The sequence below is a fragment of the Alcaligenes faecalis genome (genome assembly GCF_009497775.1).
GTDB lineage: Bacteria > Pseudomonadota > Gammaproteobacteria > Burkholderiales > Burkholderiaceae_B > Alcaligenes > Alcaligenes faecalis_D.
Genome location: NZ_CP031012.1, coordinates 810,233 through 827,413, shown reverse-complemented (window position 1 = coordinate 827,413; position 17,181 = coordinate 810,233). Strand labels below are relative to the sequence as shown.

General features: G+C 58.2%; 13 protein-coding genes. 8 read left to right on the top strand and 5 right to left on the bottom strand.

The window, feature by feature from the left end; translation table 11 throughout:
• Nucleotides 1-122 precede the first annotated feature (122 nt).
• The 5 genes from DUD43_RS03810 (at nucleotide 123) to DUD43_RS03790 (ending at nucleotide 5,388) form a co-directional block, all read left to right on the top strand.
• Nucleotides 123-1,880 (top strand): glutamine--tRNA ligase/YqeY domain fusion protein, encoded by a 1,758-nt coding sequence (locus DUD43_RS03810; protein WP_153229218.1) that lies wholly within the window; start codon nucleotides 123-125, stop codon nucleotides 1,878-1,880.
• Nucleotides 1,881-1,890: 10 nt separating this feature from the next.
• Nucleotides 1,891-2,661 carry a septum site-determining protein MinC gene (minC, locus tag DUD43_RS03805; RefSeq protein ID WP_153229217.1) on the top strand — a complete coding sequence of 257 codons (771 nt, stop codon included), beginning with the start codon at nucleotides 1,891-1,893 and terminating at the stop codon, nucleotides 2,659-2,661.
• Between the two features lie 223 nt (nucleotides 2,662-2,884).
• Nucleotides 2,885-3,700, top strand: a complete 816-nt coding sequence (minD, locus tag DUD43_RS03800; RefSeq protein ID WP_009455077.1) for a septum site-determining protein MinD — start codon at nucleotides 2,885-2,887, stop codon at nucleotides 3,698-3,700.
• 1 nt (nucleotide 3,701) lies between these two features.
• Nucleotides 3,702-3,980, top strand: a complete 279-nt coding sequence (gene minE, locus DUD43_RS03795) for a cell division topological specificity factor MinE (protein ID WP_009455079.1) — start codon at nucleotides 3,702-3,704, stop codon at nucleotides 3,978-3,980.
• A gap of 259 nt (nucleotides 3,981-4,239) precedes the next feature.
• Nucleotides 4,240-5,388: an aromatic ring-hydroxylating oxygenase subunit alpha gene (locus tag DUD43_RS03790; protein WP_153229216.1), complete on the top strand. Its 1,149-nt coding sequence runs from the start codon at nucleotides 4,240-4,242 to the stop codon at nucleotides 5,386-5,388.
• A 120-nt stretch (nucleotides 5,389-5,508) separates the two neighbouring features.
• On the opposite strand, the gene DUD43_RS03785 is transcribed toward DUD43_RS03790, so the two are convergent.
• The 3 genes from DUD43_RS03785 to ettA form a co-directional block, all read right to left on the bottom strand.
• Complete coding sequence (locus DUD43_RS03785) at nucleotides 5,509-5,736, bottom strand: glycine zipper 2TM domain-containing protein (RefSeq protein ID WP_153229215.1); 228 nt, start codon at nucleotides 5,734-5,736, stop codon at nucleotides 5,509-5,511.
• 125 nt (nucleotides 5,737-5,861) lie between these two features.
• Nucleotides 5,862-6,398, bottom strand: a complete 537-nt coding sequence (locus tag DUD43_RS03780; protein ID WP_153229214.1) for an isochorismatase family protein — start codon at nucleotides 6,396-6,398, stop codon at nucleotides 5,862-5,864.
• A 10-nt stretch (nucleotides 6,399-6,408) separates the two neighbouring features.
• The gene (ettA, locus tag DUD43_RS03775; RefSeq protein WP_153229213.1) at nucleotides 6,409-8,082 is read right to left on the bottom strand and encodes an energy-dependent translational throttle protein EttA; all 1,674 of its coding nucleotides are present in this window, start codon (nucleotides 8,080-8,082) and stop codon (nucleotides 6,409-6,411) included.
• A gap of 162 nt (nucleotides 8,083-8,244) precedes the next feature.
• On the opposite strand from ettA, the gene DUD43_RS03770 reads away from it, so the two are divergent.
• Nucleotides 8,245-8,745, top strand: a complete 501-nt coding sequence (locus tag DUD43_RS03770) for a hypothetical protein (RefSeq protein WP_153229212.1) — start codon at nucleotides 8,245-8,247, stop codon at nucleotides 8,743-8,745.
• A gap of 119 nt (nucleotides 8,746-8,864) precedes the next feature.
• Here the strand turns inward: DUD43_RS03770 and DUD43_RS03765 are convergent, their stop codons facing one another.
• Both DUD43_RS03765 and DUD43_RS19320 read right to left on the bottom strand, forming a co-directional pair.
• Nucleotides 8,865-9,788 (bottom strand): glycosyltransferase family 2 protein, encoded by a 924-nt coding sequence (locus tag DUD43_RS03765; protein ID WP_153229211.1) that lies wholly within the window; start codon nucleotides 9,786-9,788, stop codon nucleotides 8,865-8,867.
• Nucleotides 9,789-10,039: 251 nt separating this feature from the next.
• Nucleotides 10,040-10,168 carry a hypothetical protein gene (locus tag DUD43_RS19320; protein WP_003803595.1) on the bottom strand — a complete coding sequence of 43 codons (129 nt, stop codon included), beginning with the start codon at nucleotides 10,166-10,168 and terminating at the stop codon, nucleotides 10,040-10,042.
• A 225-nt stretch (nucleotides 10,169-10,393) separates the two neighbouring features.
• Between DUD43_RS19320 and uvrA the strand changes: the two genes are divergently transcribed.
• Nucleotides 10,394-16,096: an excinuclease ABC subunit UvrA gene (gene uvrA / locus DUD43_RS03760; RefSeq protein WP_153229210.1), complete on the top strand. Its 5,703-nt coding sequence runs from the start codon at nucleotides 10,394-10,396 to the stop codon at nucleotides 16,094-16,096.
• Nucleotides 16,069-17,181 (top strand): aminodeoxychorismate synthase component I, encoded by a 1,113-nt coding sequence (gene pabB, locus DUD43_RS03755; RefSeq protein WP_153229209.1) that lies wholly within the window; start codon nucleotides 16,069-16,071, stop codon nucleotides 17,179-17,181. The genes uvrA and pabB overlap by 28 nt, the downstream gene beginning before the upstream one ends.

Genomic DNA, 17,181 nt, shown 5'->3' with positions numbered 1-17,181 from the left:
ACCATACTACCCCAAGTTCTCCCCTGATTTTTTAGAACCCGTTCATGGGGTAAATACCCCTCTAAAACAAGAACGTGGCAAAATGGCCGATTAGTCTGTCGGCTTCTTTATTTCAAACGTGTATGACCTCTGACACCACTCCCGCTCCCGTATCTAATTTTCTGCGCACGATCATCGACCAGGATCTGAGCGCTGGCCGTTACGCACAAAAATCCTGGGCCGGTCAGCCAGGCCCGGCCAGTACCCAGGAAGGGGCGGCTGTTGATGCCGCGCGTATCCGTACGCGCTTCCCCCCCGAGCCCAACGGCTATCTGCACATTGGGCACGCCAAAAGTATCTGTTTGAACTTCGGACTGGCCAGCGACTACCAGGGTGCCTGCCACCTGCGCTTTGACGACACCAATCCTGAAAAAGAAGAACAGGAATACGTGGACGCCATTATCGACATGGTGAAATGGCTGGGCTTTGACTGGACCTTCAAGAAAGAAGAGAACCTGTACTTTGCCAGCGACTACTTCGACTATATGTACCAGTTCGCTGAAGCGCTGGTAAATGCAGGCTATGCCTACGTCGACGAGCAAAGCGCTGAAGAAATGCGCACCAACCGTGGCACCCTGACCGAAAAAGGCGTGAACTCGCGCTGGCGCGACCGCTCTGCCGAAGAATCCATCAAGCTGCTGCGCGAAATGCGCGACGGCAAGCACCCCGATGGCAGCATGGCCCTGCGTGCCAAGATTGATATGGGCTCGCCCAATATCAATATGCGCGACCCGGTCATGTACCGTATCCGCCACGCCGAACACCATCGCACTGGCGACAAATGGTGCATCTACCCCATGTACAGCTGGGCACACCCCGTGGAAGACGCGCTGGAGCGCATCACCCACAGCCTGTGCACCCTGGAATTTGAAGACCAGCGCCCGTTCTACAATTGGATTCTGGAGCGCCTGGTCGAGCTGGGTCAGTTATCCGACCCGCTGCCCAAGCAGTACGAGTTCTCGCGTCTGAACCTGTCCTATGTGGTGACCAGCAAGCGCAAGCTGCGCCAGTTGGTTCAGGAAAACCATGTGTCCGGTTGGGATGATCCGCGCATGCCCACCCTGGCCGGTTTGCGCCGCCGTGGCTACAGCGCCGGTGCCATTCGTCTGTTCACGGACCGTCTGGGTGTGTCCAAAGCAGCCCAGCACGTGGACTACAGCCTGCTGGAACAAGCCCTGCGCGATGATCTGGACCCGGTGGCCGACCGCAGCGTTGCCATTCTGGACCCGATCGAACTGATCATTACCAATTACCCTGAAGGCCAAAGCGAGCTGTGCCACGCACCGCGCAATCCGCACAATCCGGAAGCCGGTCAACGCGAGTTCCCCTTCTCCGGTCGCCTGTACATCGAGCGCGAGGACTTCAAGGAAGAGCCACCCAAAAAGTACTTCCGCCTGTTCCCCGGCAATACCGTGCGTCTGAAGTACGGCTATGTGGTGCGTTGCACCGGCTGCGTCAAGGACGAGCAAGGCAATGTCACCCAGGTGCTGGCTGAATACCTGCCCGACACCAAGAGCGGCACGCCCGGTGCGGACTCGGTCAAGGTCAAGGGCAATATCACCTGGATCAGCGCCGAGCACGCGATTGCAGCCGAGATTCGTCTGTACGACCGTCTCTTTGCTCATCCTCAGCCCGATGCGGCCGACCAGGACTTCCTGGAGCACATCAACCCGAACTCGCTGCGCGTGATTCAAGGTTGGCTGGAACCCGGCACCCAGGCCACGCCCGATGCCCGCTGGCAGTTTGAACGTCTGGGCTACTTTGTGGCGGACCGTGTGGACTCCACCCCGGAAAAACCCGTTCTTAACCGCACCACGACTCTGAAAGACACCTGGGTCTAAGGCTATTAACGTGAACGATCAGACTCATGCCAAAGGGCCACAGGCCCTGGATTTCAAAAGCGCCACACTGTACGCCGTACGGGTAGTGCTGCGCTCGGCTGACACGGCCGAGCAGTTAGCCGCACTGGCTCAACGCATGAAAGACGCTGGCTCCTTCTTTGAGGACGAGCCCGTCGTCATTGATGCCAGCGCCATTGACGCGCCGGTGGACTGGGCCGCACTGGCGGACGCACTGCGTCAGCACAAGCTGCATCCGGTGGGCATCATTGCTCACCCCAATCATGCCGACAACGCCATCGACAGTGGCTTGCCACACGTCGAACTGTCCAACCCGCCTGCCCGCCCACAAGCACAGGCTGCGCCGGACAAGGAAGTGCCTGTGTTGTCGCAGGCTGCCCAGCAGGAAGCCCCCGCGGCAGCCGCCCCGCCGCCACCCGCTATTGCTCCGGCTGCGCTCATCATCAACCGTCAGTTGCGCTCCGGCCAGCGTATCTACGCCCGCCATACGGACCTGATCGTGATCGGTGCGGTCAGCCAAGGTGCGGAAGTGGTGGCCGATGGCAATATCCACGTCTACGGTCCCCTGCGCGGCAAGGCCATGGCCGGTGCCCGTGGCGATGCGAAAGCGCGCATCTTCACCACCGAGCTGGACCCGGAACTGATCGCCATTGCCGGTGTGTATCGCATTATTGAAACCCGACTGGATGCGCAACTGCGCAACAAACCGGCCGTGGTCACGCTGGAAGAGGACACGCTCAGATTTGATCCCCTGAGCTCCTAGCAGTACAAGGCGCCGGCTTTTGCCGGCGCTTTTTATAGTGGCTTGCACTGAGAGCCCGCATGAGAGCAAGCAAGTGCAAGCGCAACCGTGTAAGCTGACACGGAACAAAGCAATTGATATGTTTTGTTTCTAAGCAGTAGGCTAAGTGGCAGAACGGATGTCAAAATTAGGCCCGTTATGCTTTACGATTATGTGACTTGAAAAACAAAGGAATCCGATTGTCATGGCGCGTATAGTTGTAGTGACCTCCGGCAAGGGTGGCGTGGGCAAAACCACCACCAGTGCCAGTTTTGCATCTGGTCTTGCGATGCGCGGTCACAAGACCGTGGTCATCGACTTTGACGTCGGTTTGCGCAACCTGGATCTGATCATGGGTTGCGAGCGACGCGTGGTGTATGACTTCGTCAACGTGATCCAGGGCGAAGCAACATTGAACCAGGCCCTGATCCGTGACAAGCAGCTGGAAAATCTGTTCATCCTGCCCGCTTCCCAGACGCGTGACAAAGACGCCCTGACCCGCGAAGGCGTGGAGAAAGTACTGGAAGAGCTCAAGGGCATGGGTTTTGAATACATTGTGTGCGATTCGCCCGCAGGTATCGAAACCGGCGCTTTGATGGCCTCCTACTTTGCAGACGATGCCCTGGTGGTGACCAACCCCGAAGTGTCCTCGGTTCGTGACTCGGACCGCATCCTGGGCATTCTGGCCGCCAAATCGCGACGCGGTGAACAGGGCAAAGAGCCCATCAAAGAATATTTGCTGCTGACCCGTTACAGCCCCAAACGCGTGTCGGACGGCGAGATGCTGTCCCTGCAAGACGTTGAAGATATCTTGCGCATCAAACTGATTGGGGTCACCCCCGAGTCGGAAACCGTGCTGCAAGCATCCAACCAAGGAGTACCCGTTATCCATATCAAGGAAAGTGATGTGTCCCAGGCCTATCAGGACATCGTAGATCGTTACCTGGGTGGCGAAAAACCATTGCGTTTTGTGGATTACGAAAAGCCAGGTCTGTTCAAGCGCCTGTTCGGAGGAAAGTAATATGTCTTTCCTGTCCTTCCTGCTCGGTCACAAGAAAACGTCGGCAACAGTTGCCAAGGACCGTCTGCAACTGATCCTTATTAACGAACGTGGCCAAGGGGGTGTTGCCCCGGACTACTTGCCCCGCTTGCAAAAAGAGCTGGTCGAAGTGATCTCGCGCTACGTGAAGATTAATCCCGATGACATCAAGGTGAACCTTGATCGCCAGGACTCGCTGGAAGTGCTGGAAGTCAAAATCGAAATGCCGCAAATTGATGCCAGCACGCTGGAAAACAAGTAAAGCGTTGCTGACAGGCAAACCCTTGCTGCTTGAAATGGCCATCCCTTCGGATGGCCATTTTCTTGGCTGTTTCATATACCAAAAGCCTCCCGAAAAACACCATGAAGGGCTGGCGCCATGCGGCTAGGCGGCTAATAGATCAGGTACAATTTCGCCTTGGTAATCGGCCAGTTCCGATTTTTCTTCGCGCCAGAGATGGCTAGTAGTGCCACTGATCGCCCTCCTGGGGCCTGGCTTATTGACCCATGCGGAGGGAATCATGACCGAGCTAGGTCAGATGGCACGTCTTGTGCCTGCTCACCCCCAGCTTCCTGTTAGCGCCTACTTTGACCACGCTCTGTTCGAGCGCGAACAAGAGCGTATTTTTCAGCAGTCGGCCTTGTACGTCGGCAATGAAAAGTTTGTTCCCGAACCCGGCGACTGGCGCACCCTGCTTCAGGAAAACGCGGCCCGTACACTGATACGCAGCCAATATGGCGTAGAACTGCTCTCCAACGTCTGCAGACACCGTCAGGCCCTGATGCTGGGCGACATGCCCGGCCAACCCAATCAGGCCAGCCACGGCTCCCTGAGCAGCACGGGTGGCCATATTGTCTGTCCCCTGCACAACTGGACCTATAACGCCCAAGGCGACTTGCTGGCGGCACCCCGCTTCAAGGACAAGCCCTGTCTGAACCTGGAACGCTATCCCTTGCGAGATTGCCATGGCCTGCTGTTTGAAGGCCCGCGCGATCCAGCCAAGGATATGGCCGCCCTGTTCAGCCGCCCCGAGTTCGACTTTCAGGACTATGTGCTGGATCACGTCGAAATCCACCAGTGCAACTACAACTGGAAGACCTTTATCGAGGTCTATCTGGAGGACTATCACGTCGCCCCCTTCCACCCTGGCCTGGGTCAGTTCGTGACCTGTGACGATCTGGAGTGGGAGTTCAGCGACTGGTACAGCCTGCAGCGCGTCGGCGTGCATCAGGCCCTGGCCAATCCGGGCTCTCCCACCTATCGCCAATGGCATGACAATCTGCTGACTTACCGCCAGGGCGAAGCGCCGGACTTCGGAGCCGTCTGGGTAACCTACTTCCCCACCCACATGATCGAGATCTATCCACATGTGCTGGTGCTCTCCACGCTCTACCCCAAGGGGCCGCAGGAAACCATGAATGTGGTGGAGTTCTACTACCCCGAAGACATCGTGGCCTTCGAACGTGACTTTGTAGAAGCACAACGCGCCGCCTATATGGAAACGGCAGTGGAGGATGACGAGATTGCCGAGCGCATGGATGCTGGACGCCGCGCCCTGATGGAGCGCGGAGTCTGCGAAGTGGGCCCCTACCAGTCACCGCTGGAAGACGGCATGAAACACTTTCACGAGTGGTATCGCTCCATGATGGACGAGGGCCACCGCCCCTAAGGCATAAGAACCGCTCAGCTGATACTCGAACCCATAAAAAAAGCCTCAAAGCCAGGACTCCTGTCCCAAGCTTTGAGGCTTTATTCCGATGAGCGTTCAGCTCATACAGAAAATTTGAATTTAGCGGTTCTTGCCGACCTGATCGCCGATTACGCCACCAATCGCAGCGCCACCGACCGTACCCAGAATGCCGCCATCAGTAATTACTGCACCGGCAACACCACCCAGACCCGCGCCGGTTACGGCACCTTTTTGACGTTTGCTCATGCCATCCCAGGAAGAGCAGCCCGCCATCACGACGGCCAGAACCGTGGCCATACCCACTTTAGTGATAGTCGTCATTTTCATCCGTAAACCTCCGTGAAGTATCCGTGCTTAACACGGCATTAAAGTCTATCTTCACCCTCTGGAGCCGATTAGTCCAGACCCTATTGTTAGGCAACGCAACAGATGTAATTCAGCTTTTGTTCAGTTTATTTGATCAAGGCCAGAACCTGCTTGAATGCAGGATTGGCCGGTGTTTCCAGCCATTCAAACATGGCCATTTCGGCGCTAACGCGCTCCAGTCCATGCATCGCCCAGCGATCCCAGGCCGCCTGACGGGACTCGGGATGGCGCGAGCCTACACAATCTCCGACCAGCACCGGCTCGTAACCACGCTCCATCAGACCCAGGCCAGTTTGTAACACACACACATGAGACTCTGTACCCAGTAACAAGACGCGTGTGCGTCCGACAGGCAAAGCGGGCACAAAATCGGCTTCGCGCGTGGCATCGAAGTGGGTTTTATGCAGCACTTTGTCTACATGCGGCAACAGGGCCGGATCTGTTGGGCCGATTTTCTCGGCCCAGTGCTCGGTTGCCAGAACCGGCACCCCTAAAAGTCGAGCCGCCTGTGCCAATTTCCCGGCCCGTTCGACCAAGGCTTGGTGGTCTGCAATGGCGGGCAACAAGCCCGTTTGCATATCAACAATCAAGACGAAAGACTGGTGAGCATTGAGCACAGGCATGGCACTTTCCTTATTTCAGGGATTTGTAGCGGATACGACGGGGTTTGGCAGCATCTTCGCCCAGACGTTTCTTCTTGTCTGCTTCGTATTCCTGATAGTTGCCATCAAAGAATACGACTTCCGAGTCACCCTCAAAAGCCAGAATGTGGGTGGCGATACGGTCCAGGAACCAGCGATCGTGACTGATCACCATGACCGAGCCGGCAAACTCCAGCAAGGCATCTTCCAGGGCACGCAGAGTTTCCACGTCCAGGTCGTTGGACGGTTCGTCCAGCAGCAAGACGTTACCACCGGCAATCAGGGTCTTGGCCAGGTGCAGACGACCGCGCTCCCCGCCGGACAGATTGCCCACGATCTTGTTCTGATCCGCGCCCTTGAAGTTGAAGCGGCCCAGGTATGCACGCGAGGGCATTTCAAAGCGACCTACGGTCAGCAGGTCTGCGCCGTCGGCAATCGCATCAAACACGGTTTTCTCGTTGGCCAGCGCATCACGCGACTGGTCTACATAAGCCAGCTTGACGGTTTGGCCCAGTTTGACCGTACCGGAATCAGGCTGCTCTTTACCAGCCAGCATGCGGAACAAAGTGGACTTACCCGCACCGTTAGGACCAATAATCCCGACGATGGCACCGGCAGGCACCTTGAAGCTCAGGTTATCGATCAAGAGGCGGTCGCCATAGCCCTTGCTGACGTTTTCAAATTCAATAACTTCATTACCCAGACGCTCGGCCACCGGAATAAAGATTTCCTGGGTTTCGTTGCGCTTCTGGTATTCGTGCGAGGACAGTTCCTCGAAGCGGGCCAGACGGGCCTTGGCTTTGGCCTGACGTCCCTTGGGGTTCTGACGTACCCACTCCAGCTCTTTCTTGATGGTGCGCTGACGAGCACTTTCCGAAGCCTCTTCCTGCTTCAGACGGTCGTCCTTCTGCTCCAGCCAGGAGCTGTAGTTGCCCTTCCAGGGGATACCGTGGCCACGGTCCAGTTCCAGAATCCACTCAGCAGCGTTGTCCAGGAAGTAACGATCGTGGGTCACCGCCACAACAGTGCCGGGGAACTGGCGCAGGAACACTTCCAGCCAGTCCACACTTTCCGCGTCCAGGTGGTTGGTTGGCTCGTCCAGCAGCAACATATCGGGCTTGGACAGCAGCAACTGGCACAGGGCCACGCGGCGCTTTTCACCACCGGACAGGTTGGCAATGGAGGCATCCCAAGGTGGCAAACGCAGCGCATCAGCTGCAATTTCCATCTGGGTTTCGATGTCATCAGCACCGCTGGTCGCGGCGGCGGCAATAATGGATTCCAGCTCGGCCTGCTCGGCAGCCAGTGCGTCAAAGTCCGCATCAGGCTCGGCGTATTCGGCGTAGACCTGTTCCAGACGCTGACGCGCCTCGAACACCTGACCCAAACCAGCCTGCACGGCTTCGCGCACGCTGTGTTCGGGATTCAGTTGAGGTTCTTGTGGCAGGTAACCGATTTTGATCCCCGCCATGGGGACGGCTTCGCCCTCGATCTCGGTATCTACCCCGGCCATGATCTTGAGCAAGGTGGATTTACCCGAGCCGTTCAGGCCCAGTACACCGATCTTGGCACCTGGAAAAAAAGACAAGGAGATATTGCGCAGAATCTGCCGCTTGGGCGGCACGATTTTGCCCACGCGGTTCATCGAATAAACGTATTGAGCCATATAAACCTAAAAAGGAAAAACAGGTCGTGTTCGGAAAACTGGGATTGTAGGCGTTTGGCGCCCAAAAGGTGCGCTTCTGTCGGGTCCAGAACGAAACACCCGGCCTGAGTGCAGGCCTGTCTCAGGTAATATACTCACTTTTGCTGACAATCCAAAAACGCCATGTCCACACCTGACGCCCCTGAACTTGTATTTACCACCGAAGAGATCGAAACCCTGGGCCGCACCGCCGATGCGTTGAGCGCCTACCTGGGTCGCGCCGTCCTGGCCGAGATCGTGGGCGCGGAAGAAACCGGCTTTGAATGGGTCATCTTTGCCATGCCTCTGGACAAGAATGAAGACGAAAGCGAATTCACGATTGTGCAGGTAGGCGGCGAACAAGCCCGCATCGTGGGCAACCGCGGCGGTCTGGACCCCAAAGACAATGCTGTCTACGCCTGCCGTTACCTGTGGGCCATCCAGTTAAGCGATGCCGAGCCCGTGCGCTTTATCAAAGTGGACGAAGAAGGCGAGGAAGTCGCCTGGACCGAAACCCTGGAAGAACTGCTGCCTTTCGCCCTGAGCGAAGATGCCTTCGCCGCCGAAGACGATACGGATGAAGACGACGACGAGGACGATGATGACAGTCCGGAACCCGGTGTGCACGGCCACACCCTGCACTGATCGTATCCAGCTCACTTGCCCGGATCTGATGTAAAAACCGTGGGGGCCGTTTTTTGACACCGACCTACCTGCCGCTCTGAGGCGAGCCCCCTCCCTGTACTGGCTAGATACCCATAACCTTAGGCCCGCTGCTTATCACGCAGATACAAAGCAAGCCCTACTGGCCACATCAAGCCCACCAGCATATAGGAAGCTATCCCCTTCAGGCCGTAACCAGTGGGTGGCTTGCGCCCACTGGCGCGCAGGTGCAGCCCAAAGCGGGTGTAACGCGCGGCAGCCATCAGGAAAGCCTTGGGCTCGTAGCGAAACCAGGGCAGACACTTCACCACCGTATCCTGCGCCAGCAGCCACAAACCCAGGGCATGTTGCTGGCTGGTCTTGCCTTGCACCGACAAAGAGTCCGGGCTGTCGTGATAGACGCGGAAGACGGTATTCACAAAGCGGTTCTTGTAGCCCGCACGGGCAATCGCCCGCCACACCAGACTTTCAGGGACAAAGCCTTCGATCTGATCGGGAAAGGGAAACTTGCGCAGCACGGCGGTACTCAAGCAGCCAAACTTCTCGCCCCGCACGTGGTAGCGAAAGCTCATGTCCAGAGAGCTGGCATCAAAAACATCCTGGGGAAACATGTCCCCAACGACCTTGCCATCCGGGCGCACACACAGGCCCGTAATGCCTGCATAGCCCGCCCGCTCTGAGACCGGGATGTCGGCCCAGATCTGCGCCATATCGTAGAGCGCATTGACCAGCAAGGTGTCATCACTATCCAACGCAACGACCAGCTCACCTTGAGCCAGAGCCACGCCGTGATTGAAAGCCGCCTTCTTGTGACGATTTTCCTGCCAGGCGTACTGAATCGGAAAAGAGGCCTGCTGCTGCCAGCCCTGCACCAGTTCCCGCGTCCCGTCTGTGGAACCATCGTCAACGACAACCCACTCGAAGTCCTGGCAGGTTTGCTCGCATAAGGAACGGTAAACGCGCTCCAGGGTATGAGCGCGGTTATAACTGGGTGTCAGGACGGTGAACAAATGGCGCCATTCCATACGCGGGTGTCCCCATAAACCACTGTTTTGATTATTGTTACGGGCAGCAACTTAAATCTGCATCAGGATGACACTATCATAAGGCAAGCACAGCGCTGTGCAGCACACTATCTGCAGGGCTCCTGGCAAACCCGAAGCAAAATCAAACGCGCACAAAAAAACCACAGGCTTGCCTGTGGTTTTTTTGCTGCTGGGTGTGATTTCAAGCTGAAAAATCAGATTTCTGCTTGTACACCGCTCAAGCCAGGCACTTAGACGCGCTTGACCTTTTCCAGCATTTTGAAAACGCCCTTGGGTGCGCGAACAAACAGACGTTTGAATGCTTTACCCAGGCAACGACGCTCCAGCGTGTTGCGGCGAGTGCGTTTGATTTCCGCCATGGTGATCTCCGATCTTAATGTAAGCCCTGCCGGATGATCCCGACAAAAGCGCAATAGCTAACCAGAAATTCTACCGTAATCCGCGTTAAGATACAAAGGCTAGAGTGTGCATCCCTGGCAACACCTTGCTGGCATGTACCGCTCTCACTGGCGCATGGGGCCTGTTTGACAGGCCTTTTCGCTGCCGCTTCCCTACCCTGCCCTCTCCAGAAAGCCGACCTTGCCATGAGCTCAGAAATTCGCATTTTTGGCGCCCGCCAGAACACTCTGAAAAACCTGAATGTACGTATCAAAACGGGCGAGTTATTGGTTATTACCGGCGTTTCCGGCTCAGGCAAAAGTTCGCTGGCCTTTGACACCCTGTATGCGGAAGGCCAGCGGCGCTATGTAGAAACCTTCTCCCCCTATGCGCGCCAGTTCCTGGACCGCATGGACAAGCCCCAGGTTGATCGCATTGAAGGCATCTTGCCTGCCATTGCCATTGACCAGGTGAACCCAGTGCGCAACTCGCGCAGTACCGTGGGCACCATGACGGAGCTGAACGATTACATCAAGCTGCTGTACGCCCGTCTGGGCGAGCTGTATTGCCGTCAGTGCGCCCAGCCGGTGCGCCGCGACAATGCTGACAGCATCGCCAAACAGATTCGCAAGCTGGCGCAGGACCATGACGATCCCCGTCTGGTCCTGACCTTTGCGGTCAAGGTTCCGGCCAACTTCACGCAGCAAGAAATTGAAACTTTGCTGCATCAGCAGGGCTACACCCGCCTGCACCACGAAGAAACGCAGACCATCACGGTCAGCAGCAGCACGAAAAAGGGCAAAAGCAGCAAAGCCGTCCCCACGGAGCAAAAGCTTCTCTATGTGATTCAGGACCGCTTCCGTGCCAGCACGGTAGAGCCGGAACGTTTCATGGAAGCCATCGAAGCGGCCTTGCGTCACGGCCAGGGCAAGTTGACGGTATATGCCTCGGCCAGTGCCGATGGCCCGGAAACCGCCTGGCGTTTCAGCCAGGGCCTGCACTGTGCCCAATGCGATATTGAATACAGCACGCCGGTTGCCAGCACCTTCTCCTTCAACTCGCCCCTGGGCGCGTGTGAGTCCTGCCGTGGCTTTGGCCGCGTGATGGGCATTGATTACGGTCTGGTCGTTCCCGACCCCAGCAAAAGCCTGCTGGAAGGCGCAATTCGCCCTTGGCAGACGGCCAGCTACAAGGAATGTCAGGTCGAGATGGAACGCTACGCCCCAGCGGCGGGTGTCCGTCTGGGCGTGCCCTGGAAGGACTTGAGCCAGGAAGAGCGCGACTGGGTGATTAACGGCACCCCGGACTGGAAAGGCGGCAATCAGGCCTGGAAAACCCAGTGGTACGGCGCACAACGCTTTTTCGACTGGCTGGAATCGCGCGCCTACAAGATGCACGTGCGTGTGCTGCTGTCCAAATACCGCAGCTACAACACCTGCCCGGCCTGCGCGGGCTCTCGTCTGAAACCCGAAGCCAGCTTGTGGCGTGTGGGTGATCAGGCAGCCCCCGCCGACTCCCGCTATCCACGCTTCATGCCCGTGCATTCCAACTGGCTGCGCGAACAACTGGATGCCATGCCCGGCCTGAGCGTCCCGGACCTGATGCGTCTGCCTATTGAGCATGTACGTACCTTCTTCCGTGGTCTGCACTTTGGCGACGCACGCGATGCGGCCATTGACCTGCTCCTGAAAGAAACCCTGTCCCGCCTGGATTATCTGTGCGATGTAGGCCTGTCCTATTTGTCTCTGGACCGCCAAAGCCGCACCCTGTCTGGTGGTGAAGTGCAGCGTATCAACCTGACCACGGCATTGGGCACCTCACTGGTGAATACCTTGTTCGTGCTGGATGAGCCTTCGATTGGTCTGCACCCGCGCGACATGCACCGCATTATTGAAGTGATGCACCGTCTGCGCGGCAATGGCAACACACTGGTCGTGGTCGAGCACGACCCGCAAGTGATGGTGGCCGCCGACCGTATTCTGGACATGGGCCCCGGCCCAGGCGAGCGCGGTGGTCAGATTCTGTTTGATGGCTCACCCCAAGCCTTGCGCGGCGCGGAAACGCTGACAGGCCGCTACCTGAGTGGCGAGCTGAGCATTGAATCGCCCCGCCCTATGCCGGTAGCCGAGAACACACCCCGCCTGCTGCTGGAAGATGTCAGCGCACACAATCTGCGCCATATCTCCGTATCCATTCCACTGGGCCGTCTGGTCTGCGTGACGGGCGTCTCCGGCTCGGGCAAATCCACGCTGATTCAGGATGTCCTCTACCCGGCCATTCTGAAACAACAAGGCAAACCGACGGAAGCCCCTGGCCCTTACGGTGCCCTGCTGGGTGCCGAGCAGATTGCCGAAGTGGTGATGGTGGACCAGACACCTATCGGCAAGACGGCCCGTTCCAACCCGGCCAGCTATGTCGGTGCCTTTGACCCTATCCGCAAGCTGTTTGCCCAGGCCCCGCTGTCCAAAGAACGCAGCTACACGCCCGGCACCTTCAGCTTCAATAGTGGCGATGGCCGCTGCCCGACGTGTGGTGGCACGGGCTTTGAACATATCGAAATGCAGTTCCTGTCCGATGTGTACCTGCGCTGCCCGGATTGCGATGGCAAGCGCTTCCGCCCCGAAGTGCTGGAAGTGCGTATCGAACACTTTGGTCGCAGCGCCTCGATTGACGAGGTGCTGGACATGACTGTGCATCAGGCCATGGAGTTTTTCGAGGGCCTGCGCGATGTGCAAACCGGCCTGGCTCCGCTGGCCGATGTGGGTCTGGACTACCTGAAACTGGGTCAACCTGTACCCACGCTCTCGGGCGGTGAGGCGCAGCGTCTGAAGCTGGCGGCTTATCTGGCCCAGGCTTCGCGTACCCGTCTAAGCCAGGTGAAAGTTGCCAAGAAAGGCAATCTGTTCCTGTTCGACGAACCCACCACCGGCCTGCACTTTGACGATATTGCCCGCCTGATGCGCGCCTTCCGCAAGCTGCTGGCCGCCGGTCACAGCCTGCTGATTATTGAGCACAATCTGGACCTGATCCGCGCGGCAGACTGGATTATTGATCTGGGCCCCGAAGGTGGCGAGCATGGCGGCCAATTGCTGGGAGCAGGTACGCCGGGCGACATCATGGCGCTGCCACAATCACATACCGGCCATGCCCTGAAAGAGTACGAGCAGGCCATTCTGGGCAAGGGCTCGGCCCTGTTCCAGGAACCCGAGGTGGACTACCAGGCCAGCTCCGGCGGCAGCAACGATGGCCAGATCGCCATTCTGAATGCGCGCGAGCACAACCTGAAAAACATCTCGGTGCACATCCCGCACAACACCTTCACAGTGGTGACGGGGGTATCCGGTTCGGGCAAATCGACCCTGGCCTTCGACATTCTGTTTAACGAAGGTCAGCGCCGCTACCTGGAATCCCTGAACGCCTATGCACGCGCGATTGTGCAGCCTGCCGGTCAGCCTGATGTAGACGCGATTTACGGCATTCCGCCTACCGTTGCCATTGAGCAGCGCACCAGCCGTGGGGGTCGCAAGTCCACCGTGGCCACCATGACGGAAATCCACCACTTCCTGCGCTTGCTGTATGTGAAGCTGGCCACCCAATACTGCCCGGACTGCCATGTGCCTGTGGCCCCGCAGACCGCCGAGCAAATCGCCGCGCAACTGCTGCGTGATCACAAGGGTGAGCATATTGGTTTGCTGGCCCCCCTGGTCACGGCTCGCAAGGGTTACTACACCGACCTTGCCAAATGGGCGCAGGGCAAGGGTTACACCCATTTGCGTGTGGATGGCGAGTTCATCCCCGTCAATCCTTGGCCCCGTCTGGACCGTTACAGCGAACACACGCTGGAACTGCCGGTGGCCGACCTGATTATTGACCCTCGCCACGAACTGCAACTGCGCCAGGCCATACGCGAGGCGCTGGAACTGGGCCACGGCTCCTTTAGTGTGTTGGCTCCATTGACGCCATCGAGCTCCATGTCGCTGGAACAACGCCGACAAGGTCAGCCGCTATCCAATGCCAGTCAGCAACATTTCTCCGTGAAACGGGCTTGTCCCTGCTGCGGCACCAGCTTCCCCGAGCCGGACCCACGCATGTTCTCCTACAACTCCAAGCATGGCTGGTGCAAGGACTGCTTTGGTACAGGCTTGAAGCTGACCGGCTTCGACCAGGAACAAACCGGCGAGGAAAACAGCTGGAACAACGGCTACGAAGGCGAAGCCGTGGAATGCCCAAGCTGCCACGGCCAACGCTTGAACCCGGTGTCTCTGGCCTTTGAATGGCGCGACCAATCCATTGCCAAACTGGCCGGTTTGCCCGTGGATGAAGCACAGACCTTTTTTGGCAGCCTGAACATGAGTGGCCGCGAAGCCGATATTGCGCGCGACATTCTGAACGAGATACGCAGCCGCCTGGACTTCATGCACGAAGTGGGCCTGGGTTATCTGGCGCTGGATCGTGCCGCCCCCACCTTGTCGGGTGGCGAGGCCCAGCGTATCCGTCTGGCCGCCCAGTTAGGCTCAAACCTGCAAGGCGTCTGCTATGTACTGGACGAGCCCACCATTGGCCTGCACCCGCGCGACAACCAGATTCTGCTGAACGCCATGGCGCGCCTGGAAGGCAATGGCAATACGCTGGTGGTCGTCGAGCACGATGAAGACACCATACGCCGTGCCCAGCACATTATTGATATGGGCCCCGGTGCCGGTAAACGCGGCGGTGAAGTCATCGCCCAGGGCACGCTGGCAGAAATCGAGGCCAACCCGAACTCGCTGACTGGCCGCTATCTGCGCGAGCCGCTCAAGCACCCCATGCAGGCACGCCGTCCCGTCCAGGCCGATGCGCCCATGCTGACGGTGCACGATGCCAGCCTGCACAACCTGAACAAGGTTCAGGCCGGTATTCCGCTGGGCAAGCTCAGTCTGGTGACAGGCGTGTCAGGTTCCGGTAAATCCACCTTTGCCCGTGATGTGCTGCTGGATAATTTGCAGCGCGTTGTCGGCAGCAAAGAAAAGCCTGTGTGGCAGGGTTGCTCCAGCATCAGCGGCTGGGAAAGCCTGGACCGCGTGCTGGAAGTGGACCAGACCCCGATTGGCAAAACTCCCCGCTCCTGCCCGGCCACCTATATCGGCTTCTGGGACGAGGTGCGCAAACTGTTTGCCAACACCAACGATGCCCGCCTGCGCGGCTGGAGCGCCTCACGCTTCTCCTTCAATACGGGCGATGGTCGTTGCCCCTTGTGCGAAGGCCAGGGCATGCGCACGCTGGAAATGAGCTTCCTGCCGGACGTGAAGGTGCCTTGTGACGCCTGCCACGGCCAGCGCTTCAATCCGGAAACACTGGCCGTGACCTGGCGCGACGTCTCCGCCGGCCAGCTTTTGCAAATGGATGTGGACGAGGCGGTTGAGTACTTTGCTGCACATCCTAAAATATTGCGCCCCCTGCAACTGATGCAAAGCGTGGGCCTGGGCTATCTGACCCTGGGCCAACCCTCCCCCACCCTGTCCGGTGGCGAGGCGCAGCGCGTCAAGCTGGTCAGTGAACTGGTCAAGGCTCGTCTGGACGAAGGTCTGACCCGTACCGGCCGCGCCTACAAGGCTCCACACACCCTATACGTGCTGGACGAGCCTAGCGTGGGTCTGTCCATGGCGGATGTGGAAAAGCTGATTGTGGTGCTGCACCGACTGGTCGATGCCGGTCATACCGTACTGGTGATTGAACATAATCTGGATTTGATTGCCGAAGCAGACTGGATTGTCGATCTGGGCCCCGAAGGCGGCTCGGGCGGCGGCAGGCTGGTGGTGCAAGGCACGCCGGATCAAGTACAAGCCAACCATGCCTCGCATACCGGCATGGCCCTGGCGGAATTTTTAAAGGAACACGGCGCATGTATGGCCGATTTGAAGACCGACTAAAAGGCTATGCGCTGGAAATGCAGGGCTACCTGGGCCATATCCAGGCCCGTAGCCCTGAGGACTTAAGTACTGCTTTTGAAAAAATCGAACAGGCTCGTCAGGCTGGCCACTGGGTAGCCCTGGCACTGGACTACGAACTGGCCGAGCTGTTCGAACCCCGTCTGCCTGCTCGCGATGCTGCGCCCCATGCGCCCCTGAACGCGCTGGTATTTGAACAGGCCCAGGAAGTGGCTTTATGGGATAGTCAGGCAAAGCCCGAGCTGAAGGTCAGCCTGCAAATCAGTCAGCAAGACTATCGGGATGCGCTGGCCCAGGTTCAGCAAGGTTTGCAGGCCGGGGATTTTTACCAGATCAACTACACCATGCCCCTGAGCATTCAATCCGGCATGGCACCCCGTGAGCTCTATACCGCACTGGCCAGCCGCCACCCGGTGGCCTACGCTGCCTATCTGGATCTGGGTGATCGCCATATCCTGTCGCTTTCGCCCGAGCTGTTTCTGGAAAAACGTGGCAGCACCGTGCGGACCCGCCCCATGAAAGGCACACGCCCGCGCGATACCGACCCTGTTCAAGATCAGAAAAACGCCCAGGAGCTGCAAAGCAGCCTGAAAGACCGGGCTGAAAACCTGATGATTGTGGATTTGCTGCGTAACGATCTGGGCCAAGTGGCCCGCACCGGCACCGTGCACACCACCAGCCTGTTCGATGTAGAACAATATGCCTCGGTCTGGACCATGACCTCCAGCATTCAAGCAGAAGTAGACCCGGACTGCAGCCTGGAAACCTTGCTGCGCGCCCTGTTCCCCTGTGGTTCGATTACCGGCGCCCCCAAGCTGGCGGCCATGCAATGCATACGCCAGCTGGAAGCGCAGCGACGCGGTATTTACTGCGGCTCGGTGGGTTATCTCAACCCCCAGGGCGACCTGTCCCTGAATGTCAGCATCCGCAGTCTGGAACTGAACAATCAAGGCCAGGGGACGTTCGGCGTGGGTGGTGGCATCGTGCTGGATTCGGACCCGGACCAGGAATGGCTGGAGTGCCTGTGGAAAGCACGTGTCTTGCAGGCCCCTGTAACACTGACTTAA

Coding starts and splice junctions, on each gene's coding strand:
- DUD43_RS03810 (WP_153229218.1), top strand. CDS start 123: ATGACCTCTGACACCACTCCCGCTCCCGTATCTAATTTTCTGCGCACG.
- minD (WP_009455077.1), top strand. CDS start 2,885: ATGGCGCGTATAGTTGTAGTGACCTCCGGCAAGGGTGGCGTGGGCAAA.
- minE (WP_009455079.1), top strand. CDS start 3,702: ATGTCTTTCCTGTCCTTCCTGCTCGGTCACAAGAAAACGTCGGCAACA.
- DUD43_RS03790 (WP_153229216.1), top strand. CDS start 4,240: ATGACCGAGCTAGGTCAGATGGCACGTCTTGTGCCTGCTCACCCCCAG.
- DUD43_RS03785 (WP_153229215.1), bottom strand. CDS start 5,736: ATGAAAATGACGACTATCACTAAAGTGGGTATGGCCACGGTTCTGGCC.
- DUD43_RS03780 (WP_153229214.1), bottom strand. CDS start 6,398: ATGCCTGTGCTCAATGCTCACCAGTCTTTCGTCTTGATTGTTGATATG.
- ettA (WP_153229213.1), bottom strand. CDS start 8,082: ATGGCTCAATACGTTTATTCGATGAACCGCGTGGGCAAAATCGTGCCG.
- DUD43_RS03770 (WP_153229212.1), top strand. CDS start 8,245: ATGTCCACACCTGACGCCCCTGAACTTGTATTTACCACCGAAGAGATC.
- DUD43_RS03765 (WP_153229211.1), bottom strand. CDS start 9,788: ATGGAATGGCGCCATTTGTTCACCGTCCTGACACCCAGTTATAACCGC.
- DUD43_RS19320 (WP_003803595.1), bottom strand. CDS start 10,168: ATGGCGGAAATCAAACGCACTCGCCGCAACACGCTGGAGCGTCGTTGC.
- uvrA (WP_153229210.1), top strand. CDS start 10,394: ATGAGCTCAGAAATTCGCATTTTTGGCGCCCGCCAGAACACTCTGAAA.
- pabB (WP_153229209.1), top strand. CDS start 16,069: ATGTATGGCCGATTTGAAGACCGACTAAAAGGCTATGCGCTGGAAATG.